Here is a 25,564-nt window from a genome sequence, read left to right as displayed (position 1 = left end):
CTGGATAGTTGAAATTTCAAAGGTCTCGAAACAGGACATTTCATTTATATTATAGTTTAAATTTAATAAATAAATGCACTTTAAGCGCTTAAATTGAATGCGGGCACTGTAAAGATAGATATTATATTTTTTGATTTCAGACCACTCTATGGTGTGTCTTGATATATTGGATCACTTATTGTCCATAGTTTTTAGCCCGCCCTACATTCATTCACAGTCCCCGGCACTAGATTTTTAGCGCGCTTGCTTCCATAGTCCGGGCATGGATAGTCCCGTTAACAGTTCCGCTAATTTACTGCGTGCGCAACCTACCACCTTATTTGAGGCCGGAAATATATCCCCGCAGGGCTTGGTCGATCCGTTTGGCCGCACAGTCACCTATCTGCGCCTGTCTGTAACGGATCGATGTGACCTGCGCTGCACTTATTGTATGCCCGAGCGAATGACATTTTTGCCTAAGGAGGATCTGCTAAGCTTCGAAGAACTCGACGAGATCGCCACGGCCTTTATTACCCGCGGCGTGACCAAGCTTCGTATTACGGGCGGCGAGCCTTTGGTTCGCAAAGACATTTTTCAGCTTATCAACTCGCTATCACGGCATCTCAAATCCGGCGCGCTGGATGAAATGACCCTGACGACAAATGCGACGCAGCTCGCCCGTCACGCTCAGGCGTTGTGGGATGCCGGCATTCGCCGTATAAATGTCTCCATCGACAGTCTTAACCCGGAAACCTTTGCGCGTGTAACGCGCGGTGGTGATTTATCCAAAGTCCTGTCCGGCATTCGCGCCGCGCAGGCGGTGGGCCTTAAAATCAAGCTTAATTGCGTGGCGCTAAAGCATGAAAACGCAAGCGAGGTTTCTGATATGATGCGCTGGGCCCATCACCGCGGTATAGACATGACCCTGATCGAAGCCATGCCGATGGGCGATAGCGGCGAGGACCGGTTCGACCAATATGTCGCTCTGGCGCAAATTAGAGCTGACCTTGAAAAACAGCTTTCTTTGTCGCCCTCCCCTCACAAGACGGGCGGCCCGGCTCACTATTATGACGTGGCGCAGACGGGCGGACGCCTTGGATTTATTACGCCTATGTCGCATAAGTTCTGCGCCAGTTGTAACCGCGTTCGCCTGACCTGTACGGGCAAATTATTTATGTGCCTTGGCCAAGACGATGAATCGGATTTGCGCGCCGTCATTCGCGGCGAGCGCGACGTGACATTAAATGAGGCCATAGACGCGGCTATCGGACGCAAACCTGAAGCCCATGATTTTAAAATCGACGCACCCGGACAGGCGCCAAGTGTGTCCCGCCATATGTCGGTGACAGGCGGTTAGAATAGTTTTGGCGGATCATGGTTTTTCCTTTTTCATTGAGTCACCCCCTCAGTCACTTCGTGACAGCTCCCCCCGCAAAGCAGGGGAGCAAAAGTCTGAGAGCCCCGCACGGTTCCTCCCCTGCTTGCGGGGGACCGGGGCCGCCGGAGCGGGTGGCGCCCGACCATCGGGAGGGTGACGGAGGAGCATCGCCCAAGCATCATCATGCGGTGACGCATCGGGTCGTCACATTCTCAATTATTTGCGGACTCATCCGCGAAGCCGTCTCCTTGCCGGAGACCGTAGAGTTAAGTGTTTCGCAAAGAGATGACTTCGCGGCGATATCTCACGGCCAATACGCGGCTCTCGCTAAGGTCACACTCCGCAGCGCAGAATGCTCCCAAACCCGTTTGATGTAGGCCGTAACCCTACCTCGCCCGGATCCAATACCGATCTCTCATAAGTTCCGAACGTCGACACCCGGCCCGCCACAAGAGACAGCTTTAACATAGGACAGGATAGGCAGGCGGGGATGGATCTTTTTAAAACTGCGGTTTTATGGGGGTTTAACGGAATTGGAGTAGGGATGCGGGTTAACCGCTCTGTAACACCTGCCCTTCAATCCGAAGGGCCTCATCCTGAGACGTACTATAAGTGGGGTGAAAACTATAAAGGCAAGCTTGTTCTTAAACCGGCATTATAAACTCAAATACAGTTTCATCTTCATCAGATGTGACGCTAAGGTCACCGCCATGGGCGAGCGCGATTTGCCGAGAAATATACAGACCCAGACCAAGACCATTTTTAGAGGCGCTTATCTCTTCACGAAAAAACGGCTTGAATAACATTGTCTGTGTTTCGGGCGGTATAGCCTCTCCGGCATTGCAAATGGCGATTTTAAAGTGGCCGTCTTCAATATGGGCGCGGAGTCTGACGGGACGGGAAATATCGCCATGAGTGACAGCGTTCGCGAGCAGATTCGAAACGAGTTGTTGTATTCGGCTAATATCACATTTCACATTTTGATGAATGTCTATGGACGATCGGATATCGGCAGAGGGATTAACGACTTGGATTTCGGCAACCGCCGCATCCAGCGCCGGAACCAGAGCGCGATCCGGCTCAATATGAAGAATTAAACCGCCGCCCAGACGCGTCCGTGTAAAATCATTAACGTCATCAACCAATCGGGTAATGCGCCCGACCGATTTTTCAATTGCATCCAGCAAATCCAGATTCTTATCGCTTTGTTCAGCGCGCCTCATGATTCGCGATGCGGCAATGATCGAGGCTAGCGGATTGCGGATATCATGACCGAGAACCGCCACAAATTCCTCCCGCAATTTGGCCTCTTCTTCGCGTGTTTGTAGCAGGGAGGCCTTTTCGACATCAATCGTAATATCGCGGGCGCTGCAATAATACAAATCGTCAACGGGTACGGCATTCCAGGATAACCACCGATAGCTACCATCTGTGTGGCGATACCGGTTTTTAAAATTCAGAACAGGCTCGCCCGACTGTACAGCGACAAATGCGGCTTGCGTGGTTTCGATATCATCGGGATGTAAGAAGTCGAAAAATTGCCGATTTTCAATCTCAAGTGCTGAATAACCCAATGTTGCCAGCCATGCCGGATTGGTATCTGCGAATAGCCCGCTTGAATCCAATACGCCTAATAAATCAGACGTAACCTTCCATGTTGCCCGGGCGGCTATATCAGAATTTCGGCTGTCCATGACGTGTCGTTCTCTCACCCAATCAGAATATAGTAGGTGAATGTCAGGAAAAATGCGAATAGTTTATGAAGGCCCAGAGTGGCACAATTTTTCGCATCGCGGCCTGGTCTTGAACTTACCGCGCCGTTACAGGACGTATCAATTCACCTTTAGACCAATTTCGATCTTATCGCACTGCCATACTACTCGGAAAATGGATATGGTGAAAAAGGATGCCTGACAAAAGAATCTTACTATGTTTTCCAAATCTTGATCAGACTTCCTGTGTAGCCGGGTATATTATTCTTCGCGCGCGATATGAATTCGGAATTACACATATGCGTGAACTCATATTGAGGCACAAAGGTAACATTGGTAAAAATGCCGTGTGGATCATATCCTGTACAGACCTGCCAATCCATCCAATAATTTCCGTAATCCATCAAAATAATACACGGACGTCCGTTTGCGATTTCAGACTTTACCTGACTCATAAGATAATCTTCGGCGACGCTTGTGTACCATCCTGCGTTAAAGCCGTTTAATTTGTTTTTAAACGTATCGCGCATATGGTCTCCGGATGTCCCCAGAACCCCGCCCAACACATCCGGCGTCCCTGACCACCGGGCCGTAGCGTAGACAAAATCATCATTTAAGGGTCTCCCGCCGGGCTTCGAAAGATCAGGAAAGTCTATCCCGTAATAATCCATAACCGACGCAAGAGAGGCCGGGCCGCAATAGTTATTCTTCCCGGCCGGTTGCTTATAAGCCCGCATAAAGAGGCGGTGAGCAGGCGGAATTTGCGCTTGCGATATCATCTCATCAAGAGTTTCCGGGCCAGATTTGGACTCGGGCATTTCGAAAGGCTCTGCGGCGCCTTTCGATTTAAATTCATAGTCTTTGGAAAACTCTACGTCATCCTCAGTCGTTTTTGAACCGTCGAGAAATACTGGTCTTTGCATATTAGCCCCCTTAATTTAGCAAAAGCCTGATGACATTTTCATCTAAACTTACAACTTCGGGTATATTTATGCCTTAGTTTCTCGCAGTCGTCAAATAGATGAGAAAGACATTTTAATCCCAAATCACATCGGCTTCGGTTTTAGTCTTCACCTCATCGAGCGTCACGCCGGGGGCGAGCTCCTTAAGGCGGAAGCGCCGCTGCTCGCCCTCACGGGTAAAAACGCCCAGATCGGTAATCACCATACCGATGCAATTGCGCCCCGTGAGGGGCAGTGTGCAGGCTTTAAGAAATTTGCTCTCGCCGCGTTTATTGGTGTGATCAAATAGGGCAATGCAGCGTTTCACGCCGGCGACCAGATCCATGGCCCCGCCCATGCCTTTGACCATTTTGCCCGGGATCATCCAATTGGCGATATCGCCGTTTTCCGCCACTTCCATTGCGCCAAGAATGGACAAGTCGATATGCCCGCCGCGGATCATGGCAAAGCTGGTCGCGCTATCAAAAAAGCTTGATTTGGGCAGGGTCGTAATCGTCTGCTTTCCCGCATTGATCAGGTCGGGATTTTCTTCGCCCTCATAAGGAAACGGCCCCATGCCAAGCATACCGTTCTCGCTCTGCAACGTCACATCTACGCCGTCGGGAATATGGTTGGCCACCAGCGTTGGAATGCCAATGCCCAGATTGACGTAAAATCCGTCTTCCAGCTCCTGCGCGGCCCGCGCCGCCATTTCGTCTCTCGTCCATCCTGATACATTTTCGGTCATGCGTTTTTCTCCCGAACCGTGCGGTTCTCAATGCGCTTCTCGCATTTGGCTTCAATGATGCGCTGCACGAAAATGCCCGGTGTGTGAATGAAGTTCGGATCAAGGCTGCCGACGGGGACAAGTTCGTCGACCTCGACGACCGTGACCTTGCCTGCTGTCGCCATGGGCGCGTTGAAATTGCGGGCCGTAGAATTATATATGAGATTGCCTTCCGCGTCGCCCTTCCACGCTTTGATGATGGAAAGGTCGGCTTTGAGGCCTGTTTCCATAATATAGTCTTCGCCGTCAAATTCGCGCACGGGTTTGCCTTCGGCAATAACTGTGCCGACGCCGGTTTTGACGTAAAAGCCCGGAATGCCGGCGCCGCCCGCGCGGATGCGTTCCGCCAGCGTGCCTTGGGGGTTGAACTCCAGCTCTAATTCGCCGCCGAGAAACTGACGCTCAAACTCTTTGTTTTCGCCGACATAGGAGCTGATCATTTTGCTAATCTGCCGCGTCTCGAGAAGCTGCCCCAGACCGAAGCCGTCGACCCCGGCATTATTGGAAATACAGGTAATGTCTTTGACCTTCGTATTACGCAGGGCGGCGATCAGGTTCTCTGCAATCCCGCACAGGCCGAAACCGCCGCTCATCACGCTCATGCCGTCAAAAGTCAGGCCGTCCAGCGCCGCCGAAGCGGTCTTGTAAACTTTGCTCACAATGTCATCCTTCTGATTTGGGGCGACGGTAACAGAGCCTTCGCGCAAAACAAATCCGCATTCGCGAAAAATTTAAAACGAATGTGGACGCTTTGGCGCACGGGGCTTATGGATAGGTAAATTCATGCCGGAGGCGTCCATGTCCGAAATCGAGCGTAAAATTTATCCCGTACCCGACGCATTTGCGAAAACATCGAATTTAAACCCTGTTTCCTATGCCAGCATGTATGCCGCATCAATTGAAGATCCAGACGCTTTCTGGGGCGAGCAGGGCCGGCGCATTGCGTGGCAAAAACCATTTACCAAAGTCAAAAATGTAAGCTGGGACAAAGACGATCTTTATGTGCGCTGGTTTGAGGACGGCGTTTTAAATGTGACCGAGTCCTGTCTGGACCGCCATTTAGACACGCGCGGAGATAAGCCCGCTATCATCTGGGAAGGTGATGACCCGGCCGATGATAAAACACTGACTTACCGCGAGCTTCATCGCGATGTATGCCGCTTTGCGAATGTCCTGAAAGCCCGGGGCGTTAAAAAGGGTGACCGCGTCACGCTTTATATGCCGATGATTGTTGAGGCGGGCGTGGCTATGCTGGCCTGCGCCCGCATAGGCGCCGTGCATAGCGTCGTCTTTGGCGGCTTTTCACCCGAAGCGCTGGCCGGACGCATTGTCGATTGCGACAGTACATGCGTTATTACCGCTGATGAAGGCGTGCGCGGCGGGCGAAAAATCCCGCTTAAGGCCAATTGCGATGCGGCTTGCGAAATTGCCGACAAAGCCGGCTGCGCCGTGAAAACCGTGCTGACTGTGCGGCGCACAGGCGGCTATGAAACGATGGCAGAGGAGCGTGATATCTGGCTGCACGAGGCGCTGGAGACGGTAAGTGACGATTGTCCGGCCGAGCCGATGAGCGCCGAAGACCCGCTGTTCATTCTTTATACTTCAGGCTCCACCGGAATGCCCAAAGGCGTGCTCCATACATGCGGAGGCTATCTGGTGTGGGCGTCTGTGACACATGACTATGTTTTCGATTTGAAAGAAGATGACATTTATTGGTGCAGCGCAGATGTCGGCTGGGTCACGGGGCACACTTATATAATTTACGGTCCGCTCGCCAATGGCGCGACGACGGTGATGTTCGAAGGCGTGCCAACCTATCCCGATGCATCGCGCTTCTGGCAAGTGTGTGACAAGCATAATGTGTCGCTGTTTTATACTGCGCCAACCGCGATCCGCGCGCTGATGCGCGAAGGCGAGGGGCCGGTCAACGCGACGTCGCGTAAAAGCCTGCGCATACTCGGTACGGTAGGCGAGCCGATCAATCCAGAGGCCTGGGAGTGGTACTTCCATGTCGTGGGTGAGGGGCGATGCCCGATCGTCGATACGTGGTGGCAGACGGAAACCGGCGGGGCGATGATCGTGCCGCTTCCCGGAACGACAGTCATGAAACCCGGCGCAGGTAGCCATCCGTTCTTTGGCATAGTTCCCGCTCTGGTCGACGCGCAGGGTAAGGAACTGCACGGAGAAGCCGAAGGCAATCTGATCATCAAAGAGAGCTGGCCGGGGCAGATGCGCACGGTTTACGGCGATCATCAGCGTTTTATTGACACTTATTTTAGCGCCTATCCCGGAAATTATTTTACCGGTGATGGGTGCAAACGCGACGCAGACGGGTTTTACTGGATTACAGGCCGTGTTGATGACGTTATTAATGTCTCCGGCCATCGCATGGGCACGGCTGAAGTCGAGAGCGCGTTGGTTTCTCATGACGCCGTTAGCGAAGCCGCCGTGGTCGGCTATCCGCATGATATAAAAGGGCAGGGCATTTATGCTTATGTCACGACGCTGGCCGGTATTGACGGCGACGACGCGCTTCGCAAATCGCTCGTGGCACATGTGCGCAAGGAAATTGGCCCCATTGCTTCGCCGGATATGATTCAGTTTGCGCCCGGTCTGCCAAAGACGCGCAGCGGCAAAATCATGCGGCGTATATTGCGCAAAATTGCCGAAAACCAATTTGACGCGCTGGGCGATACGTCGACCCTCGCCGATCCGGGCGTTGTCGATGATTTGATCACGGGCCGCATGAACAAGGATGGATAAATCTGTGAGGGCGGGGGAGTCCATCAGATCTGACGGTTATGTCGCCAGCCGCCAGATTCGTATCATCGGACTGGCGGGGTGGGGCGTTATGGCCGCCGCCTATACGACCATATTTTATATCTTTAATGATGCGGGAATGCTCTCGGCAATGCAGCGCGCGTTGATTAATACGGTTCCAGCAGCATTGTTATCATTCCCAATTGTCAAAATTCTCGAAGACTATGTGATTGAACGGGGTTTGGTTAAACAGGCTTTGGCTCATTTTATTCTGGCTGTGGCCTTTAGCGTTTTGTGGTATGTTGGTTTGCAAGTCGGATATGGCCTGCGCGACGGCTGGATGAGCGCGGGAATTTCAGGACGTCCATTACTGGGAATTGCACTCACATGGCAGGCGTTTCAAAGCGTAACAATCTATGCCGTCATTGCGCTATTTGCTTATGCCGCCTTTTACCGCAAACACATGCTGGTTCTTCAGCGCAAACTTACAGAGCTAAAAAATGCGTCTGTTGCGCCGATCGATAGCCCGGCCCAGCTTCTAGTGAAGACCCGCGATGGAATTATCCCCGTTAAGTTTTCCGATGTGATCGCTTTGTCCGGGGCGGGTGATTATGTGCAGGTGCAGACACGCCGCAAAGCGCTACTGACGACAAAGACATTGAATCAGTTTGTACAGGATTTACCGACCCGCCAGTTTCTACGCATCCACAGATCCCATATCGTGCAAATCGACGCCATATTATCAGCGGAAAGCTCCGGCGATGGACGCCTTATTTTGCATTTGCCGCGCGGACTGTCCCTGACAACCAGTCGGGCCGGCGCCAAAAGAGTGCGGGAATTATCGGCATAGCGTGTCTGTTCACCGTCAATTTCTGTCCACTCACCGAATAATGTCAGCTATAAGTGAATTCGGGCTAGGCCTCGCTCATGGAAAATATAGTTAAATACATTAGCCTCTCCGCCGTTATATTAGTCCTTGCGGCTTGCTCACCTAATGTCACAGAGCCGTCCATCACCGTCGCTGACCGGCTGACATGGGCGCAGCCGCCGACAATTGAAGTCTCCGGCCTGCTACCGGATACAGCTTATACACTGGAAGTGGAGCGCGTTTCTAATTGGAACGCTGAGGCGACAGAGCGCTCATCGCTTATCTATATATCCGATGAAAAAGGCGCGATAAATACGGCGACGCAATCCGCTCAGGATGGCGAACTCGCGGATCCTTACAGGCCGATACGCACCATGTCCTATATAGAAGACCCGCTGACCGATCTGGACCAGGGTCAATTGCGCATTATCGTCAAATCGGGTGACGCCATAACCGTGCAGAGATCGGTTGCAATCGGGCCGGATACGGACACCCTTTCCGAAGAGCCGCTTGGCGATCAATTCCCGGGCGCCTTTATATTAAAACAAAAAAATATCACGTCGCCGCGTCCGACCATTGTCGTACTGGGCGGATCGGAAGGGGGGGACGGCGCCGCCCGTGCGTCGGCTCCCCTGTTCGCGCAGGAGGGTTATATTGTGCTGGGACTGCCTTATTACTCGCCGGCATGGTTTGGGAATGAGGCGCAATTCAAAGACCTGCCGCAAGGCTTTGCAGAACTTCGCGTTGACTATTTAGAATCCGCAGTTGCAGCCTTACGCCAGCGCAAGGATGTCGACGCCAAAAGCATTCAGCTTATTGGCGGCTCTAAAGGCGCTGAATATGTTCTGCTCGCCGGAAGCCTTATTGCTGATGACAGCGCGGGCGGAGGTTTTTGTGGCATTGTCGCCGACGTGCCCTCCGATGTTGTGTGGGAAGGATGGGGCGCTGGCTCGGATAGCGGCGTGACCTCGGGATTTTCATGGCGCGGCGAGGCGCTGCCCTTTGTGCCCTATGTCGATATGGGCAAAGCGCTAAGCGCGCGCCGCACAGGCGGGAAATATACCATGATAGAGGCGCATGAAAACGGACGCGCCGCTTTCCCTGACCGCGCGGTTGCGGCGCGCATAAAAGTCGAAAATATAGATGAGCCGGTCTTTCTGATCGGCGGCGGCAAAGATACGGTCTGGGCGTCTGGCCAAATGGTGGCCGCGATTACGCAGACGCGGCAGACGAAGGGCCTGCCGACGCAAAGCTATATCTATCCCGAAGGAGGTCACGGCGTATCCGGCACGCCGCTGGCCCGCACACAACCGGCGGATAATCTGGCCCGGCGGGAGAATTTCCCCGCTTTAATGAAATTCTTGAAGGCGAATTCAAGCTCAAAAAATTGTCGTAAGGCTACTCTGAAATAGGCACATATAAGGCATTTACAGTTATTTTCGATTATCTGTGAGGCGACACTACCCTTGAGTTCAAGGCGGTGCTAGAGGCGGCGTAACTGTTCACGCTTACCGCTGAGCCCCCGCCATGACTGACACTTTAATCGATGATGATCATCCCGAAGCCAGCGCCATTGCGCAGCTGACCATTGCTCTGGACGCGCGTGACCGCGTCGAGCTTTTGCGCCTCATGGACGGCGCGCATGAGGCTGATGTTGCCGACCAGTTAGAGCAGATGAGCAGTGAGCAGCGCCGCGCGATTGTTGATCTTGTCCCCGAAGCGGTCACGCCGGAAATCCTGTCCGAGCTCGAGGATGAAGTCCTTGAAGACGTTCTGCCCCGTCTGGGTGATCGCCAGATTGCGGACGCACTGTCAGAAATGGACAGTGATGACGCAACCGCTGTGGTGGAAGAGCTGGACGATAACCGTCTAGAAGACGTGCTCTCCGCGATGCCGGACGCGGATCGCCGCGCGGTCGAAGACAGTTTTACCTATGATGAGGAAACCGCCGGACGGGTGATGCAGCGTGACTTTGTCGCTACTCCGGATTTCTGGACAGTCGGGCAGGTCATTGACCATATGCGTGCCCAGGGTGATAATTTGCCCGAGCTGTTTTTCAACGTCTATGTCGTTGACGCCCATATGCATCCAGTCGGATATGTTCCAATCAGCCAGATTATGCGAAAGCCGCGAAACACGCCTATAGCGAATATGCTAATGCCGTTACTGGTCAAAATACCCCGTGATATGGACCAGGAAGACATCGCCTATCAATTTTCTAAATACCACCTCATCTCAGCCCCCGTCGTCGACGCTGACGATCGCATGATCGGTATGATTACTGTTGATGATATTGTTAATGTCATTCACGAAGAAAATACCGAAGACATGCTGGCGCTGGCGGGGGTGAGTGATGCGGGCCTGACCGATACAGCGCTCAGCACGGTCAAATCGCGCGCGCCTTGGCTGTTTATCAATCTGCTGACCGCGATCATGGCCAGTTTCGTTATTTCCGCCTTTGACTACGCAATTGCGGAGATCGTGGCGCTGGCCATACTCATGCCAATTGTCGCGTCTATGGGCGGGAATGCCGGGACGCAGGCTTTAGCCGTTGCGGTGCGCGGTATTGCCGAGCGCGATTTGACCCGCGCCAACGCCGTGCGCGCTGTACGGCGTGAAGTCTTTGCCGCCGCGATGATCGGGCTTTTATTTGCGGTTCTGCTGGCCATTATCACTTATATTTGGTTTTCTAACGCGACGCTCGCGCTTGTTATCTTTATCGCAATGATCGTAAATCATATATGCGCAGGCCTTGCCGGTATTCTGGTGCCGCTGGGTCTGAAACGCGCAGGCGCGGATCCTGCCGTGTCCAGTTCGGTCTTTGTGACGACGGTCACCGATGTGATCGGGTTTTTCGCGTTTTTGGGCACAGCCGCGCTTCTCTTGTTTTAGGAGAAAGTTGAAGCGCATTTACAAACGCGGCGCAGTTTTTGCAGATGAACTCCCGAAGGTTCCGTCTGTGCGGAGCACTGTGTTATATTGGAACGTCGGTAAACGCTTATGAGCCATAATTTCGAGATATCTAATTTGGGCTTTCGTTTAATCAAAGCCTATGAAGGATACCGCCCTGCACCGGCCGAACTTGTTACGGGACAGACCGTTGTCGGACACGGCCATATTGTCGGCGACGAGAAGATTGCCTATGTCAGCAAGGAACAGGCTGAACGACTTTTACGTTATGACCTTCGCCCCATAGAAACACTGATTAATGATTCGATCCATGCACCGCTCACGCAGGGACAGTTCGACGCCCTGTGCTCGCTGGCGTTTAATATTGGCGAGACAGCCTTTCGCGACAGCCATGTCCGTCACGCGATAAATAATGGACGCATATTGGACGCGGCCAATGGCTTTGACGCCTGGCGCAAAGCCGATATTGACGGTAAAGTCTATGTCGTTGACGCGTTAATGCGCCGCCGCACAGCAGAAAAAGCGCTGTTTTTGAAGGCTGAAAGCGCCGCAGTGTCTGCGGGCCGCGAAGAGATCACGCCGCAGCGCGATGATTCTGTCAGTCCTGTTTCTGACGATGCAAGTAAATTTGATCCTGAAGACGGCATTGTGGCCCATGCGCCCCATATCCGGAAAACCGTTGAGACACGGCGCGTGGAGGCTGCTCCTTTAGATCTGTCTGGCGGCACAACCGATGACGCTGATGGCGAAGACGAAGACGAAGACGAAGACGAAGACGAAGACGAAGACGAAGACGCTATCACGGAGGCTGCCAGCCGCCGTTCGCCGGACGCATCACCGGAGCCTGAGACCGGTATTACGCCTGAGGAGCCGCCTTTGCCGCCTTACCAAGCCGCGCCCGCGCAGGCGCCGGGCCTTAACACATCGCCAGAGCCGGAGTTAGAGACACAAACGGAATCACAGCCTGCGCCTGCGCGGGCTGCTACCGAGCGGTTTAAACCGGCTATCGTCTCGCGCGGTGTATCCTCTCCTTCCAATTCATCTGATGAGACTGACGAAGACAGACTAACTGAACCTCTGGATTTGTCTCCCTTCATTGATGATAGCGAGATTCTGGGCGTGCCGGATGAAGAGCTGGAACAGCCTGATTATCGGTCGTTCACACTTGATAAAAAACAGTCTAAATCGCCTATTGCTTTAGCCGCCGAAGAGGTCGGAGACCGGCTGGATCGTTTAATTGACGATACGCGTAATCCCGAGCCGGATGAACCGCAGCTGATTGATGATACATTGACACTAGAAGAGGCGCGGGCCCAACAAAAAACGGCGGTTGAAAATGCGGCTGACCGCTATGTCAGCCTGCCGGATAAAGATATTAATGGATCCGTGCGGGAACGCAGCTATGTGGAAATTTACGGGGCATTTATGGTTCTGGGGGGCGCAATGTTTGGCGGCGGACTTATGGCCCATATGCTGGGCGGACTGGGAAATACGGGGTGGATATCTTTTGTCATACCGACCGCCATCGTCTTAGGCGCGACGCTAATGCTCGGCTCGGCTTACTATCTAGCCCGGAGTTTTATGCGCCGCCCAGATTAATCCGGAATTAACCCTAGTCCAAAAGCCTATGGTAACGATGTACGGGTATAAACAGGCAAATTATTATTGCATGTGAGAAAACCAAATGAAGCCCGATCTCAAATCAGAAATATTTTCAAATTGGGGCGAAGACCAATCGTCTAAATTTCGCAAAGACATTATTACTGTGCGGCATAAAATTGCTCAAACGGGCCTGTTTACGGACGACGCCCTGGCCGAGTTGTTGGACAAACATCCCAATCATAAGATCGATGTTTGCACGATGAGTGACCACGATCCCCAATTTCCGAATAAATTTCTGACTGGGGATTTTCGCGACTGCGACGGCAAAACGCTGATCAAAGCGGCCAAAGCGGGCGCGGTGTGGATAAATGTCCGTGAGGCCATGAATATCCACCGGGAATATAAAGCGGTACTGGATAAAATGTATGGCGCGATTGCACAGATTATCGGCGAACCGATGTTCAATGCCCGCGGCGGTATATTGATTAGTTCACCTGTCGCCAAAGTGCCTTATCACTGTGACCAGACGGAAACAATTTTGTGGCATATACGCGGCAAAAAACGCATCTATATCTACCCGACCAGTGAAGAGTTTATGTCGGACGAAGCCTATCAGAACATCATCACGCAGGACCGCGAAGACGATATCCCTTACGCTGCCGATATGGATGATGCAGCGCGCGCATTCGATTTGGGTGAAGGCGAGATGATCAGCTGGCGTCTTAACGCGCCGCACCGCGTAGACAACCAATCGTTTTGTGTCTCAATAACAACAGAATATTCGACGCGCGAAAGCGCGTTCAAAAACTCTGTCATGTTTACCAATGCCGTGTTGCGCCAAAAATTCGGCGTTAAATCGCGCTGGATCAGCGCCTCTGGGCCCGAGAAATATGTCAAATCTATCGCGGGGCGCATCTTGCGCAAAGTCGGGGCATATGAGGTTCCTGATGGCGAAGATGTCGTAACCTTTAAGGTTGATCCGCAGGCGAATAGTTATGTCGCCAAAGTGGACCCCTTTGTAAGAAATTTTTAGCGGACCGCCAGTTTCGCAGAAGATATTTTAGACTGTGATATCTCAGCGCCTGGCCTATCCGAAATGCGTCCGTAGCCGTATAAACGGTTATCATGATGCATTTACAAAAACTCTCTGTCGGCTCCCGCAGTATAGACAGTCTCCAGACATGGCAGAATAAAGTTGTCGAGCGCCGCGCAGGGAAGGGCCTTTTGCCCTGTCACGAACATGTGACGCGGATGTTTCCCAAACAAAAAGAAGAGCTTTTGGACGGTGGTTCGATTTATTGGGTCATTAAAGGCATCATTCAGTGCCGCAACCGTATTATCGGTCTTGAAGAGACGGTGAATTCCAAAGGGCTGAAAGCGTGCTCCATTCTTATGGATCCTGAACTTGTGCCTGTGCAGCCCGCGCCGCGCAGGGCCTTTCAAGGCTGGCGTTATCTTAAGGCCGAAGACGCGCCGCCGGATCTGAGCGAGATTGCGGGCGCGGAGACTTTGCCGCCAAAATTGCGTAATAAATTAGTCGAAATTGGCGCATGGTAAGGCGCTTTTCGATATTAAAACTTTCCTATGCCTTGTTGCCTACGAAAAACTTTCCTATAGCCGCGGTATGACACGCAAACTTTTGATCCAAATTCACCTTATTCTGGCGGCCTTTATGGCTCCCGCTTTTATCCTCGCCGCTATTTCCGGCGGGCTATACCTGCTTGATATTAAAGGCAATACGAGCCAAGAGCCGATCACGGTTCCTGCAGGTTTCACGCTGGATTTCCAAAGTCCGACAATCAAAGACGACGTTAAGGCGTTTCTTGAAAGTCAGGGCCATATGGATAAATTCCAGTATATAAAAGATCGCGGCGATGTGATTCAGACCCGCCCGACATCGCGCGCCTATTATCAGCTTGAGCTGGATGACGGGGTTATGACCGCCTCTTACCGCGACCCGAATTTCCAGGCCAGCATGATGGAATTGCATAAAGGCCACGGCCCTGTAGCGTTTAAATGGTATCAGAAATTTGTCGCGCTGGCACTTCTGTTTGTAGTGCTGTCCGGATTATGGATGGGGCTCTGGTCAAAGCCGCTACGCAAACGCACGCTCTGGGTAACCAGCCTCGGAACGCTGGTTATTTTGGGCTTGGTCTTTATTATTTAGGCTAAAAATATTTAACAACAACACCGGTAAAATTAGACCACTCCCGTGCTTGCAATGGCAATTTGTGTCCACTCACCCTCTATAAATTCAAACAAATGTATGAACATTACGCCGCAAAGCCATCCGCAGATTATTCCGGTTTCTACGATTGCATAATTTCCATCGGTTGAAAAAACAATTTGTGATGTATTTAAGTAATCCACGTCTAACGCGTCTCCGGGAATACTTTTACTGAGCTCCCACATTGTTTTCTCACCATCAACAACTTGAATGTATTCTCCAAAATTACAGCTTTCTAGCGAAAAATTGTTATCAATATTTGTTGTCCAATTGATATTTTCTGTTGAGAAAACAGGTGGCCCACCATGCTCATAAAAGACTTTTTGACGTATATCCGGATTGCCCCTGCTGGGAGAAGTCAAAATTCTTTCATCAGCAAGATCAGCATAAATAACGCATCTATCTTCATCATTAGGGCTGTAATTAGAAATGTGGGTGCATGATGATAATATGCCCAAGGCGACAACCGAAATAAACTTTTTCATCCTAGATCTCGCAATTATCAATGAGGCGCACGCCCCTGCAATGCAGCGCCACCAATAGCCGCGATGTGCGGTCCAGAACGCCGCCCGAGAGCGGCGTGAGTGAATGGGCGGAGGCGACGGCGACGTAATCGACGCTCTCAAATCCGGCATCGAGAAAGTCCTGTTTGGCCTGAGCGGCGGCGGCGTCGACATTCATGCCTGCGCCCATTTTGGCGGCGCAGTCAAACATAATGACGTTCAGTTTGCGCGCCAGCGTCAGCGCGCCCTCGTCAAAATATCGATTGCGCGACGACAAAGCGAGGCCATGTGCGTCGCGCGCAATCGGCGCGCCGATAATCTTCACCGGCATATCCAGATCAATCACCAGCCGCCTTATCGTGGCGAGCTGTTGATAATCTTTCTCGCCGAATATCGTGAAATCTGGGGCGACGCGGTTGAGCAGCTTGGCCACGACAAGGGCCACGCCGTCAAAAAATGTCGGACGGTGATCAGTCTCGAGCGATTGCGCCACACCTGTAATTTTAATCGATGTGCTATGACCCTCATCATACATACTGTGCGTATCGGGAATGTAGACAAGATCGCACCGCGCGGAGGCCAGCGCCGCAACGTCAGCGGCTTCGGTGCGCGGATAGGCTTCAAAATCTTCGCCCGGTGCAAATTGCGCCGGATTGACGAAAATGCTGGCCACGGTTTTGCTCGCATATTTATGCGACAGCCGGATGAGTGATAAATGCCCGTCATGCAATGCGCCCATGGTGGGGACAAGGCCGATAGACTCGCCGCCTCCGCGCCACTGCCATATCTGTCCACGCAACTCCGTCAGCGTTCTTACAATAATCGGGTTATGGGTCATGAGCCGCGTTTAAGACGCGCGGCGCGGGATGAAAAGCCTTTATCCAAGGCGCGTCAAAATACACGTAGACATACGTTGCAGCCGCGCGCGCATTTGCCTAAACTGCGCGTACATAAACAAAGGATCCATCATGCGTATTTTACTCGCCAGCATTGCCGCCGCCGCTCTAATTGCGGGCTGTAGCCCGAAACCGGATGAGACCGCCGCGCCGGCACCGCAAGAGCCTGTAGCCGCAGCGCAGACCGGCTATGATCTACAGCGCGAACATGATAAAATTGCGCCTGTCAAAATGGATACGGACACCTCATTCCTGACAAGCGAAGAGCGCCGCGTCGTTAATTTGTTAATTGAAGCCGGCGACTATATTGACCAGATTTACATGCGGCAATTAAATCCGAATAACCCGGCTACGCGCGAAACAATTGCGGCGTCAGGTGATGATTTAATGCTGTCTATGTTCGACCTGCATTACGGCGTCTGCGATACGCTCAATGAGGGCCGTGTGTTTTATGGCGATACGCCGTGCACCGCCGGTGCCGGCTTCTATCCCGCCGATATGACCAAGGCTGAGTTTGAAGCACATATTGACGCCAATCCCGATGACAAAGCCGCATTTACCTCCGGCTATACGGTCATTAAACGCAATGCAGACGGCACGCTTTATGCCGTGCCATATTCGGTAGAATATAAAGAGTTTCTTGTCCCTGCAGCCGCGAAATTGCGCGAGGCGGCAAAGATCACCAAAAATGCCAATTTGAAAAAATTCTTAGGCCTGCGCGCCGATGCTTTACTGGATGATGACTATTTCGACTCAGAAATGGCGTGGATGGATTTGGACGGCCCGATCGAAGTCGTTTACGGCCCTTATGAAGTGTATGACGATGGCCTTTATGGGTACAAAACCGCGTTTGAGACTTTCATCACGGTGAAGAACCCCGAAGAGTCCAAGGCGATTGGCAAATATAAAGACTTCCTCAAAGATATGGAGAAAAACCTGCCTGTTGAGGAGCATTATAAAAATTTCCAGCGCGGATTTGAAAGCCCGATCGTGGCCGCGTATCAAATTCACGGCGGCGGCGATAATGTGCCGGGCGTGCAAACCATTGCGTTTAATCTGCCCAATGATGAGAAAGTGCGCGAAGCCAAAGGCGCGAAAAAAGTCATCCTGAACAATGTGCTTGGCGCGAAATATGAAATGATTTTGCAGCCCATTGGCGAGCGCGTCCTCGTGCCTGACCAAGCCCGGTTAACGGTCAAAAAATACATGGCCATGGATACCTTATTTCACGAACTCTCTCACAGTCTCGGCCCCGGCAGTATCGAAATCAACGGCGAGAAAACCACCGTAAATGCTCAGCTTAAGGACCTATATTCCGGTATGGAAGAAGGCAAAGCGGACGTCATGGGCGTCTATAATATTATTTATATGATGGAGCGCGGCGAAATCCCGGCCTCTGAAAAAGAGGCGATGCTGGCGACATATTTCACCGGTCTTTTCCGCTCTATGCGCTTTGGAATTGATGCCGCACACGGCAAAGGCGCAGCTTTTCAATATAGCTATTTTCGCGAAGTCGGCGCGGTTGAGTGGCTCCCTGAAGAGAGCCGATTCCGTATCGATTTCGCCAAATTTGAGCAGGCCATTTCCGATCTGACAGGCATGGTCGTGGTGCTTCAAGGCAATGGCGATTATGATGCGGTTAAAACGTTTTTGGATAAATATGCACGCCTCGACGATGCCGCGGATACCGTACTCGGTAAGCTCGACGATATTCCTTACGATATCCGCCCGAGCTATCCTGATAAGATTTAAGGCTTCAGTTTCAGTTTCTATTAAAGCGGCGCTCAATGTGCCGCTTTAATTTTATGACAGTGTAAAAACGTTTCGGCACATAAGTCTGTCGCGTATCTTGTCGCAGGGTTGGCACCTCTTTGACGGCTGCTTGTCATAGGGCTGACGTTGTCAACGCTTAGATTTTTGTTACTTTCATCGGGTCATATTAGGCATGATTAAGGAGCGTAAAATGCAAATGAATCCTGATGGAGCAAAGATCAAACGCTGGCGCGAAGAGCGCTGTTGGTCGCAGGAGCACCTTGCCGATGCAGCGGGCGTTAGTCTTCGAACAGTGCAACGGATTGAGAATGGCGATGGCGCATCGCGCGACTCTGTCATGGCTCTGGCGGCGGCTTATAATGTTGATGTCATAGCTCTGATGGTCGATCCGCGTGAGCAGGCCGCGATAAATTTGCGACAGGAAAATTCTAAAACCAAAGATGCGCTGCGCCTCGGGTTTCTTATTAATCTGGCGAGCTATGTCTTCGGTATGATCGTATTTGCAGCGATTAGCCTCGGTGACGGGGTCGAAGGCTACGTCATGCTGGTGCCTGCAATGTGGTGGACTGTCGGGTTGGCGGGGTTTGGCCTTGCGGCTATCATCGTGGAGCTCACGACATATTATAAAAATAAATCAGAATTGTCAGGGTGATCCAAGATTAACGTGACGATGGTCGACTTTTAAAAAATAGCCTGTTTTCGTTTACCCACCCTGCATCTTACGGATTTTGGGCATGACGGCGGATTTTGGCATGAGCGGGGCAAGGCGCATGGTCATTTTGGTTTTAAAATCCAGTCCGGCAAAGGTTTCCAGCTCGCCTTTCATCATGGCGTCATAACCGGTCTGCGCGACGTCTCGGGCGCTGGCTGTGCTGGAGAATAATTTCGTATCTTCCATATCGGCGGTTTTGGCGAAATCGGATTGCGTCGCGCCGGGCATGAGGGCTGTCACCGTGACATTAGTGTCGTGAAGCTCTTCGGCAATCGCGTTGGAGAGAAAGCGGACATAGGATTTCGTTGCGAAATAAACCGCCTGCATCGGGCCGGGGACAACGGAAGCTGTGGAGGACACGTTCAATATGCGTCCACTATTGCGCGCTACCATATCCGGTAGGAATAGCCGCGTCAGCGCAGATAGGGCGACGACATTGACCTGTATCATATCGCGGTCTTTGTCCCAATCGCGCTCGTGGAATTTACCAACGCCGCCAAATCCCGCATTATTGATCAGATAGTCAATCTCAATACCGGCCTTATTCACGGCGTCGAAAATCTGCTGCGGGGCCAGTTCTTTGGACAGATCTTTGACCAGCACAGTGACAGTGACGCCATACGTCGTCTCAAGCTCTGTTTTGAGCGCGTTGAGCTCATCTTTGCTGCGCGCCAATATGACAAGATCGCCGCCTTTTTCTGCGTGGATACGGGCCATCTCTTTGCCAATGCCCGAGGATGCGCCCGTAATCAGTGCCGTTTGTGTCATGTGAAAATCCTTTATGTTGTCTAACCAACGGTGCGGTGCGTGGCATCGTTCCATTTATAAGGCGGTGCATCACCTTCGGTATTTGTCTTGTTTTAAAGAATTTAAATCGATCTTAAGGGCGCCTTAGATTGATCAAATCAAGCTTTGCGCGCTCTTGATTGACGGCGGCCCAGGCGTGGGGGTCGCGGGCGAGGGTGCGGATGAGCTTTCCCGTTGAGAGGCCCAGCGCCTCCGCCGCAAGACCGACGGCCCAGTCGTGATACGATAGGACATCCAGCACATGCCCTAAAAAGGCGGCATAGCGGCGGTCTTTTTTGCCGAGCGCCCATGAGCCGTGCCAATGCTGCGTCTCGCTTTGCGCGTCTATGGGCATGCGCAGGTCTATTGCGAGGCTGGACCGGAGACGCGCGAGCGCGTCCTTCCGATTACGGTGCTGGGAGCGATGATCCGCGCACTGGGCCACAACCAAGCCGCCTAGAATTGACAGCCGAACCGCCGAGTCCGTTTTATTACGATGCTGTCCTCCCGGGCCGGATGCACGGTAAGTCTCTTGGCGGCAATGGCACAGCAGAGCGTCGTCATCCATATCAAGCAGGTCGTTACGGTTGGGCATGGGGGTGCTGCTGGGCATATGCGCGCAGTAACATCTATGCGTCTTTACCTCCAATGTTAATCGTGGTGATTAATGGGCATCGTTTCGGTATAAAAAAACCGGCGCATTTGCGCCGGTTTTTCTTTGAGAGTTAACCTAGCCTTTCGGCTGGGCAGAATGATTACGCGTCCTCTTTCGGCTTCGGCGCTGGCAAACCTTTGCCGCCGCCTTTGCCTTCGATTTTCAGCTGCTCCGGCGGGATAATTTTAAAGGTGAGTTTATCCGCTTTTTTATCCACGCCGACTTTAACCAATCCGCCTTGGCGGAGCTTGCCGAACAGAATTTCTTCCGCAATCGGTTTTTTGATATGCTCCTGGATCGCACGGCCCAGCGGACGCGCGCCAAATTGACGGTCATAGCCTTTACCGGCCAGCCATGCATTGGCGGCTTTGGACAGCTCGAACATGATTTTGCGGTCAGCTAGCTGCGCCTCTAGCTGGATGATGAACTTGTCCACGACGTGAGCAATGGTGTCCTCGTCCAGCGGCGCGAACGGAATGATCGCGTCCAGACGGTTGCGGAATTCCGGCGTAAACAGGCGCTTGATGGCTTTGTCATCCTCGCCCTCGCGTTTATCCCGGCCAAACCCAATGGCGTTTTTCGCGGCATCGGCTGCGCCCGCATTGGTCGTCATGATCAAGATCACATTGCGAAAATCAACCGCGCGGCCATTACTGTCGGTCAGCGAGCCATTATCCATGACCTGCAAAAGGATGTTAAACACATCCGGATGCGCCTTTTCGATCTCGTCGAGCAGAAGCACGCTATGCGGATTTTGGTTAACCTGATCGGTCAGAAGACCGCCCTGATCATATCCGACATATCCCGGAGGCGCGCCCAGCAGGCGTGACACAGTATGGCGCTCCATATATTCGCTCATATCAAAGCGCAGAAGCTGCAAGCCCATGGTCATAGCGAGCTGTTTAGCGACTTCGGTTTTGCCCACGCCGGTCGGGCCGGAGAATAGGTAAGAGCCGATCGGCTTATTCGGCTCGCGCAGACCCGCGCGGGACAGACGCACAGACGAAGCCACTTGCTCAATCGCGTCATCCTGTCCGAACACCATGCGTTTCAAATCTGCGGGCAGAGTTTTGAGCGCTTTGGCATCGTCGCGGCTGACGGATTTGGGCGGAATGCGCGCAATCCGGCTGATGACATCTTCGATCTCTTTAATGCCGACCTTTTTCTTGCGCTTGGACTTTGTTTCTTTTTCATCATCGCGCAGTTTTATTTTGGCCCCGGCCTCATCAATCACGTCAATCGCCTTGTCTGGCAATTTACGGTCGGTGATATGACGCACAGCGAGATCAACAGCGCCCTGAATGGCTTCATCGGTATATTTGACATTGTGGAAGTCCTCAAAATGAGACTTCAGGCCGACAAGGATTTTCACCGTATCTTCGGGCGTTGGTTCGATCACATCGATCTTGAGGAAGCGGCGGGCGAGCGCGCGGTCTTTTTCAAATATCTGACGATATTCTTTAAAGGTTGTGCTGCCCATACAGCGCAACTTTCCGGATTGAAGTGCGGGCTTAAGCAGATTGGAGGCGTCCATCGCCCCGCCTGATGTCGCGCCTGCGCCGACAATAGTATGAATTTCGTCAATAAACAAAATCGCGCCTTCGGTCTCTTCAAGCTCGGTCATCACGGCTTTGAGGCGTTCTTCGAAATCCCCGCGATAACGCGTTCCGGCCAAAAGGGCGCCCATATCCAGCGAGTAAATCGTGCTCTCTGCAATCGCTTTAGGTGTCTCGCCGTTGACAATACGGCGCGCAATACCTTCAGCAATGGCGGTTTTACCAACGCCGGGATCACCCACCAGAAGCGGGTTATTTTTACGGCGGCGGGCCAGCACCTGGATACAGCGATCGACCTCGTGGTCACGCCCGATCAGCGGGTCAATATCGCCCGCTTTGGCTTTTTCATTAAGGTTGACCGTATAGCTGTCCAGCGCGCTGTCTTTCTTGCTATTAGGGCCGTCCTCGTCCTCGCCCTCAGCGCCGCGCGGCGCGCTTGGGGCGCTTTTGCCGTTCTTGGCCAGACCGTGGGAGATATAATTAACCGCGTCATAGCGCGTCATATCCCGCTCGGAGAGGAAATAGACGGCGTGGCTTTCGCGCTCGGCGAACAGGGCCACAAGCGCATTCGCGCCCGTCACTTCTTCACGGCCGGAGCTTTGAACATGAATGACGGCGCGCTGAATCACGCGGTGGAAACCGGCGGTCGGGCGGGCCTCTTCAAAGTCGTCGACTTCGAGGCTCATAAGATCTTCGTCAATATAGCGCAGCACATCGGCGCGCAGGCTTTGCAGATCGACATCACAGGCCGTCATAACGGCGGCGGCGTCTTTGTCATCGATCAGCGCGAGCAATAAATGCTCGAGCGTGGCCAATTCGTGCTTGCGGTCAGACGCAAATACGAGAGCCTTGTGAATGGTTTCTTCCAGTAAAGGTGAAAATGAAGCCATTATACTATCCTTTCAGGGCGCATAATTTACGCCTTTTCCATTGTGCATTGTAGCGGGTGTTGAGCCCGCTTCGCGGCGTCCATCGTTTGCGACACTTTCGTCTCTGCGACTTCGTAAGTGTATATGCCGCAAACACCGACACCGCTTTGGTGAACGGCGAGCATAACCCGTGTTGCCTCTTCGGCCGTCTTGTTAAAGACGCCCACTAAAATCTGAACGACGAATTCCATAGGGGTGTAATCGTCATTCATCATTAAAACGCGGTACATTGACGGTTTTTTCGTCTTGGGCCGCGTCTTTGTGGCTACGCCGCGTTCCGGCGTCCCGTCCGGGGCATCTGGCGTATTGTCGTCGGGCATTAACTCTCCGTGTCTGTCTTACACTGATAGATAGGAAGTAATCTTTTGGCGAAAACCCCCCATAATGGATATTTGCAAGCCTAGCGCAGTTCGAATGGCTCTCAAGGCTAAAATGGTAAATTTCTGTTAACGAAGATTAAACTCCGGCGACCTAATTTACGTTCATGAATCACCGGATTATGTATGTTTTGCGCTATATTGCGGCCATGTCCTTGCTATGGGCAGGCTCGCTGTATTCAAACGTCTATGCGGGGCCCGGCGCTAACCGCTACGCTTCCATTGCGGTAGATGCCGATAGCCGCGAAGTCTTGCACGCCCGGCAAATTGACGCGCCGCGCTATCCCGCCAGCCTCACCAAGATGATGACACTATATCTGGTTTTTGATGCCATAGACCGCGGCGATCTGGCCCTATCGGATAAAATGACGGTATCGCGCAATGCAGCGGCTGCGCAGCCCGTCAAGCTGGGTCTGCGCGCAGGGCAGACCCTTACAGTGCATAAGGCGATACAGGCGCTTGCCGTTAAAAGCTCAAATGATGTGGCTATTGTCATCGCCGAACATATTGGCGGAACCGAAGACAATTTCGCCATGATGATGACGGCGCGGGCCAAATCTTTAGGCATGAACCACACGACTTATATGACCGCGTCCGGCCTTCCACATCCGGCGCAGCTGACCACTGCGCGCGATCAGGCCAAGCTCGCTGATCAAATTCTGGTCAATCATCGCAAATATTATCATTATTTCGGACAGCAAAGCTTTGTCTATAAAGGGCGGACATTGCGCAATCACAACAGGCTTTTAGGCCGCGTTGACGGTGTTGACGGGTTTAAGACCGGGTATACCAATGCCAGCGGCTATAACCTGACGATCAGCGCGCAACGCGACGGGCGGCGCATCATCGCTGTCGTGCTCGGCGGGGCAAGCACCACGGCGCGTAACCAGCATATGGAACGTCTTATTGACCGCGCCTTTGAAGTGCAGGCTCAAAAACCGGCCCTGATCGCGATGACGCAGCCGCAAACTCAATTGGCCGCTTATACCGGCGCGCCCAGAGTGTTCAACCTGCGTGGACGCGGCGCCGTCACGCGCCAGGTTGTGCTGGGCGTTAACACCGCGCCCATGCGCGCTGCGCAGTCCACATGGCAAATTCAGATCGGTCTGTTTTCTGATCCCGTCACGGCCGAGGCCGCGATTGATCCGGCTATGACAATTATCGGCGGGCCCGCTACGCCGGACATTACGCCTATGGGCGCGCAATACCGCGTGCGCCTTACGGGGCTGGAGGGCGGGGCAGCCCAAGCCGCCTGCGCGGCCCTGCGCAGCTCGGCCATGAACTGCATGCTGATCGCCCCTGCACAATAAGCCGCAGCTATTTTTTTCGCGCGGGGTCGTATATAGAGCCTAACTGAAAGGCCTGTTATGTTTTTAAACCTTATTATTATCGCCTCTGTTTTGGTGGTTCTGTTCACCTTGGTGATGGGCCTGATCCAATTGGCGTCCAATAGCGAAGAAGCGCGCATCAAATCCAACCAATGGATGTGGCGGCGTATTTACGCCCAGGGCGGCGCGGTCGTGATTATGCTCATCGCTGTCTGGCTCAAAACCCAAAGTGGTTAAGCTCAATAAAATATATACCCGCACGGGTGATGACGGCACAACGGGTCTGGTTGACGGTTCGCGCCTATCTAAAGCCAGCGCGCGCGTCGCCGCTTACGGGGATATAGACGAGACCAATAGCGTCATAGGCTTGGCACGGCTTCATGTCAGCGGACCAGCTGTCCACGATATACTCTCGCGTATCCAGAATGATCTGTTTGATCTGGGCGCGGACCTTGCCACGCCACTGCCAGAGGGTGAAGATCCTGACAGTGAATATGCGCTGCGCATCGTCCAGAGCCAGATTGATAAGGTCGAGGCAGACCTCGACGCGCTAAATGAAGATCTCGCCCCGCTCAATAGTTTCGTCCTGCCGGGCGGGAGCGCAGCCTCAGCTTTTCTACACCAGGCGCGCACGGTCGCGCGGCGCGCGGAACGCAATATTGTGGCGATGCAAGACGTCGATGCTGTTAATCCCATGGCGGTGAAATATATCAACCGTCTGTCCGATTTTCTGTTTGTCGCCGCGCGCTGGTGCAATGATAAAGGCGAGGCCGATGTCAAATGGGTGCCGGGCGCAAGCCGGTAAGCCATAAAGGCCGTGACGCTAACATTGTTCGATTTGAAATTAGGTGACGCATTCAAAATCATTTATGGCAAATCAGAATA

General features: G+C 52.7%; 24 protein-coding genes. 14 read left to right on the top strand and 10 right to left on the bottom strand.

Going from position 1 to position 25,564, the window contains the following annotated elements:
- Positions 1 to 349 precede the first annotated feature (349 nt).
- Positions 350 to 1,336, top strand: coding sequence for a GTP 3',8-cyclase MoaA (moaA, locus tag H142_RS0112590; RefSeq protein WP_026148044.1), 987 nt, complete (start codon positions 350 to 352; stop codon positions 1,334 to 1,336).
- A gap of 665 nt (positions 1,337 to 2,001) precedes the next feature.
- Here moaA and H142_RS0112585 read toward each other — a convergent pair.
- The 4 genes from H142_RS0112585 to H142_RS0112570 all read right to left on the bottom strand — a co-directional run bounded on the left by H142_RS0112585 (position 2,002) and on the right by H142_RS0112570 (position 5,456).
- Positions 2,002 to 3,051 (bottom strand): PAS domain-containing sensor histidine kinase, encoded by a 1,050-nt coding sequence (locus H142_RS0112585; RefSeq protein ID WP_017932506.1) that lies wholly within the window; start codon positions 3,049 to 3,051, stop codon positions 2,002 to 2,004.
- Positions 3,052 to 3,284: 233 nt separating this feature from the next.
- Positions 3,285 to 3,992, bottom strand: coding sequence for a C39 family peptidase (locus H142_RS0112580; RefSeq protein WP_017932505.1), 708 nt, complete (start codon positions 3,990 to 3,992; stop codon positions 3,285 to 3,287).
- A gap of 112 nt (positions 3,993 to 4,104) precedes the next feature.
- Positions 4,105 to 4,758 (bottom strand): CoA transferase subunit B, encoded by a 654-nt coding sequence (locus tag H142_RS0112575; RefSeq protein WP_017932504.1) that lies wholly within the window; start codon positions 4,756 to 4,758, stop codon positions 4,105 to 4,107.
- Positions 4,755 to 5,456, bottom strand: coding sequence for a CoA transferase subunit A (locus tag H142_RS0112570; protein WP_026148043.1), 702 nt, complete (start codon positions 5,454 to 5,456; stop codon positions 4,755 to 4,757). Before H142_RS0112570 ends, H142_RS0112575 begins: the two co-directional genes overlap by 4 nt.
- A 139-nt stretch (positions 5,457 to 5,595) precedes the next feature.
- Here H142_RS0112570 and acs point away from each other — a divergent pair, with 139 nt between their 5' ends.
- From acs to H142_RS0112530, 8 genes are all read left to right on the top strand, one after another.
- Positions 5,596 to 7,560, top strand: a complete 1,965-nt coding sequence (gene acs / locus H142_RS0112565) for an acetate--CoA ligase (RefSeq protein WP_033315339.1) — start codon at positions 5,596 to 5,598, stop codon at positions 7,558 to 7,560.
- Positions 7,553 to 8,407: a LytR/AlgR family response regulator transcription factor gene (locus H142_RS0112560; RefSeq protein ID WP_017932501.1), complete on the top strand. Its 855-nt coding sequence runs from the start codon at positions 7,553 to 7,555 to the stop codon at positions 8,405 to 8,407. The genes acs and H142_RS0112560 overlap by 8 nt, the downstream gene beginning before the upstream one ends.
- 77 nt (positions 8,408 to 8,484) lie before the next feature.
- Complete coding sequence (locus H142_RS16505) at positions 8,485 to 9,837, top strand: alpha/beta hydrolase family protein (protein WP_017932500.1); 1,353 nt, start codon at positions 8,485 to 8,487, stop codon at positions 9,835 to 9,837.
- Between the two features lie 115 nt (positions 9,838 to 9,952).
- Entirely contained in the window at positions 9,953 to 11,317 is a 1,365-nt protein-coding gene (gene mgtE, locus H142_RS0112550) for a magnesium transporter (RefSeq protein WP_017932499.1), read from the top strand.
- Between the two features lie 108 nt (positions 11,318 to 11,425).
- The gene (locus tag H142_RS16500) at positions 11,426 to 12,934 is read left to right on the top strand and encodes a glycoside hydrolase family protein (RefSeq protein WP_017932498.1); all 1,509 of its coding nucleotides are present in this window, start codon (positions 11,426 to 11,428) and stop codon (positions 12,932 to 12,934) included.
- Between the two features lie 85 nt (positions 12,935 to 13,019).
- The gene (locus H142_RS0112540) at positions 13,020 to 13,970 is read left to right on the top strand and encodes a hypothetical protein (RefSeq protein WP_017932497.1); all 951 of its coding nucleotides are present in this window, start codon (positions 13,020 to 13,022) and stop codon (positions 13,968 to 13,970) included.
- A 92-nt stretch (positions 13,971 to 14,062) separates the two neighbouring features.
- Positions 14,063 to 14,494, top strand: coding sequence for a DUF1489 family protein (locus H142_RS0112535; protein ID WP_017932496.1), 432 nt, complete (start codon positions 14,063 to 14,065; stop codon positions 14,492 to 14,494).
- Positions 14,495 to 14,561: 67 nt separating this feature from the next.
- Complete coding sequence (locus tag H142_RS0112530; protein WP_026148041.1) at positions 14,562 to 15,104, top strand: PepSY-associated TM helix domain-containing protein; 543 nt, start codon at positions 14,562 to 14,564, stop codon at positions 15,102 to 15,104.
- A 32-nt stretch (positions 15,105 to 15,136) separates the two neighbouring features.
- Here H142_RS0112530 and H142_RS0112525 read toward each other — a convergent pair whose 3' ends face one another.
- The gene (locus H142_RS0112525) at positions 15,137 to 15,649 is read right to left on the bottom strand and encodes a hypothetical protein (protein WP_017932494.1); all 513 of its coding nucleotides are present in this window, start codon (positions 15,647 to 15,649) and stop codon (positions 15,137 to 15,139) included.
- Position 15,650: 1 nt separating this feature from the next.
- Positions 15,651 to 16,505: a pantoate--beta-alanine ligase gene (gene panC / locus H142_RS0112520; RefSeq protein ID WP_017932493.1), complete on the bottom strand. Its 855-nt coding sequence runs from the start codon at positions 16,503 to 16,505 to the stop codon at positions 15,651 to 15,653.
- A 130-nt stretch (positions 16,506 to 16,635) separates the two neighbouring features.
- Between panC and H142_RS0112515 the strand changes: the two genes are divergently transcribed.
- Positions 16,636 to 18,315: a dipeptidyl-peptidase 3 family protein gene (locus tag H142_RS0112515; RefSeq protein WP_017932492.1), complete on the top strand. Its 1,680-nt coding sequence runs from the start codon at positions 16,636 to 16,638 to the stop codon at positions 18,313 to 18,315.
- A 211-nt stretch (positions 18,316 to 18,526) separates the two neighbouring features.
- Entirely contained in the window at positions 18,527 to 18,988 is a 462-nt protein-coding gene (locus H142_RS16495) for a helix-turn-helix domain-containing protein (RefSeq protein ID WP_051048628.1), read from the top strand.
- Between the two features lie 51 nt (positions 18,989 to 19,039).
- Here the strand turns inward: H142_RS16495 and H142_RS0112505 are convergent, their stop codons facing one another.
- From H142_RS0112505 to clpS, 4 genes are all read right to left on the bottom strand, one after another.
- Positions 19,040 to 19,816, bottom strand: coding sequence for an SDR family NAD(P)-dependent oxidoreductase (locus H142_RS0112505; protein ID WP_017932490.1), 777 nt, complete (start codon positions 19,814 to 19,816; stop codon positions 19,040 to 19,042).
- Positions 19,817 to 19,928: 112 nt separating this feature from the next.
- The gene (locus H142_RS16490) at positions 19,929 to 20,429 is read right to left on the bottom strand and encodes a peptide chain release factor family protein (RefSeq protein WP_051048622.1); all 501 of its coding nucleotides are present in this window, start codon (positions 20,427 to 20,429) and stop codon (positions 19,929 to 19,931) included.
- Positions 20,430 to 20,589: 160 nt separating this feature from the next.
- Positions 20,590 to 22,935, bottom strand: coding sequence for an ATP-dependent Clp protease ATP-binding subunit ClpA (clpA, locus tag H142_RS15750; protein ID WP_017932488.1), 2,346 nt, complete (start codon positions 22,933 to 22,935; stop codon positions 20,590 to 20,592).
- 26 nt (positions 22,936 to 22,961) lie between these two features.
- The gene (gene clpS / locus H142_RS0112490) at positions 22,962 to 23,294 is read right to left on the bottom strand and encodes an ATP-dependent Clp protease adapter ClpS (RefSeq protein ID WP_017932487.1); all 333 of its coding nucleotides are present in this window, start codon (positions 23,292 to 23,294) and stop codon (positions 22,962 to 22,964) included.
- A 164-nt stretch (positions 23,295 to 23,458) separates the two neighbouring features.
- On the opposite strand from clpS, the gene H142_RS0112485 reads away from it, so the two are divergent.
- From H142_RS0112485 to H142_RS0112475, 3 genes are read left to right on the top strand one after another with little or no spacing between them, the layout of a single operon-like run.
- A complete protein-coding gene (locus H142_RS0112485) occupies positions 23,459 to 24,661 on the top strand; it encodes a D-alanyl-D-alanine carboxypeptidase family protein (RefSeq protein ID WP_026148040.1) in 1,203 nt (400 codons plus the stop codon).
- Between the two features lie 57 nt (positions 24,662 to 24,718).
- Complete coding sequence (locus H142_RS0112480; protein ID WP_017932485.1) at positions 24,719 to 24,916, top strand: HIG1 domain-containing protein; 198 nt, start codon at positions 24,719 to 24,721, stop codon at positions 24,914 to 24,916.
- Complete coding sequence (locus tag H142_RS0112475) at positions 24,909 to 25,484, top strand: cob(I)yrinic acid a,c-diamide adenosyltransferase (protein ID WP_017932484.1); 576 nt, start codon at positions 24,909 to 24,911, stop codon at positions 25,482 to 25,484. Before H142_RS0112480 ends, H142_RS0112475 begins: the two co-directional genes overlap by 8 nt.
- Positions 25,485 to 25,564 lie beyond the last annotated feature (80 nt).

It is taken from the genome of Robiginitomaculum antarcticum DSM 21748 (assembly GCF_000365025.1).
Lineage (GTDB): Bacteria > Pseudomonadota > Alphaproteobacteria > Caulobacterales > Maricaulaceae > Robiginitomaculum > Robiginitomaculum antarcticum.
The sequence above is the reverse complement of the archived record's forward strand: the minus strand, read 5'-3'. Positions and strand labels throughout refer to the sequence as shown.

What these genes read in the sequence shown, in the direction of transcription:
- H142_RS0112585 (WP_017932506.1), bottom strand. Translation starts at nt 3,051, where the DNA reads ATGGACAGCCGAAATTCTGATATAGCCGCCCGGGCAACATGGAAGGTT.
- H142_RS0112580 (WP_017932505.1), bottom strand. Translation starts at nt 3,992, where the DNA reads ATGCAAAGACCAGTATTTCTCGACGGTTCAAAAACGACTGAGGATGAC.
- H142_RS0112575 (WP_017932504.1), bottom strand. Translation starts at nt 4,758, where the DNA reads ATGACCGAAAATGTATCAGGATGGACGAGAGACGAAATGGCGGCGCGG.
- acs (WP_033315339.1), top strand. Translation starts at nt 5,596, where the DNA reads ATGTCCGAAATCGAGCGTAAAATTTATCCCGTACCCGACGCATTTGCG.
- H142_RS0112560 (WP_017932501.1), top strand. Translation starts at nt 7,553, where the DNA reads ATGGATAAATCTGTGAGGGCGGGGGAGTCCATCAGATCTGACGGTTAT.
- H142_RS16505 (WP_017932500.1), top strand. Translation starts at nt 8,485, where the DNA reads ATGGAAAATATAGTTAAATACATTAGCCTCTCCGCCGTTATATTAGTC.
- mgtE (WP_017932499.1), top strand. Translation starts at nt 9,953, where the DNA reads ATGACTGACACTTTAATCGATGATGATCATCCCGAAGCCAGCGCCATT.
- H142_RS16500 (WP_017932498.1), top strand. Translation starts at nt 11,426, where the DNA reads ATGAGCCATAATTTCGAGATATCTAATTTGGGCTTTCGTTTAATCAAA.
- H142_RS0112540 (WP_017932497.1), top strand. Translation starts at nt 13,020, where the DNA reads ATGAAGCCCGATCTCAAATCAGAAATATTTTCAAATTGGGGCGAAGAC.
- H142_RS0112535 (WP_017932496.1), top strand. Translation starts at nt 14,063, where the DNA reads ATGATGCATTTACAAAAACTCTCTGTCGGCTCCCGCAGTATAGACAGT.
- H142_RS0112530 (WP_026148041.1), top strand. Translation starts at nt 14,562, where the DNA reads ATGACACGCAAACTTTTGATCCAAATTCACCTTATTCTGGCGGCCTTT.
- H142_RS0112525 (WP_017932494.1), bottom strand. Translation starts at nt 15,649, where the DNA reads ATGAAAAAGTTTATTTCGGTTGTCGCCTTGGGCATATTATCATCATGC.
- panC (WP_017932493.1), bottom strand. Translation starts at nt 16,505, where the DNA reads ATGACCCATAACCCGATTATTGTAAGAACGCTGACGGAGTTGCGTGGA.
- H142_RS0112515 (WP_017932492.1), top strand. Translation starts at nt 16,636, where the DNA reads ATGCGTATTTTACTCGCCAGCATTGCCGCCGCCGCTCTAATTGCGGGC.
- H142_RS16495 (WP_051048628.1), top strand. Translation starts at nt 18,527, where the DNA reads ATGCAAATGAATCCTGATGGAGCAAAGATCAAACGCTGGCGCGAAGAG.
- H142_RS0112505 (WP_017932490.1), bottom strand. Translation starts at nt 19,816, where the DNA reads ATGACACAAACGGCACTGATTACGGGCGCATCCTCGGGCATTGGCAAA.
- H142_RS16490 (WP_051048622.1), bottom strand. Translation starts at nt 20,429, where the DNA reads ATGCCCAACCGTAACGACCTGCTTGATATGGATGACGACGCTCTGCTG.
- clpA (WP_017932488.1), bottom strand. Translation starts at nt 22,935, where the DNA reads ATGGCTTCATTTTCACCTTTACTGGAAGAAACCATTCACAAGGCTCTC.
- clpS (WP_017932487.1), bottom strand. Translation starts at nt 23,294, where the DNA reads ATGCCCGACGACAATACGCCAGATGCCCCGGACGGGACGCCGGAACGC.
- H142_RS0112485 (WP_026148040.1), top strand. Translation starts at nt 23,459, where the DNA reads ATGAATCACCGGATTATGTATGTTTTGCGCTATATTGCGGCCATGTCC.
- H142_RS0112480 (WP_017932485.1), top strand. Translation starts at nt 24,719, where the DNA reads ATGTTTTTAAACCTTATTATTATCGCCTCTGTTTTGGTGGTTCTGTTC.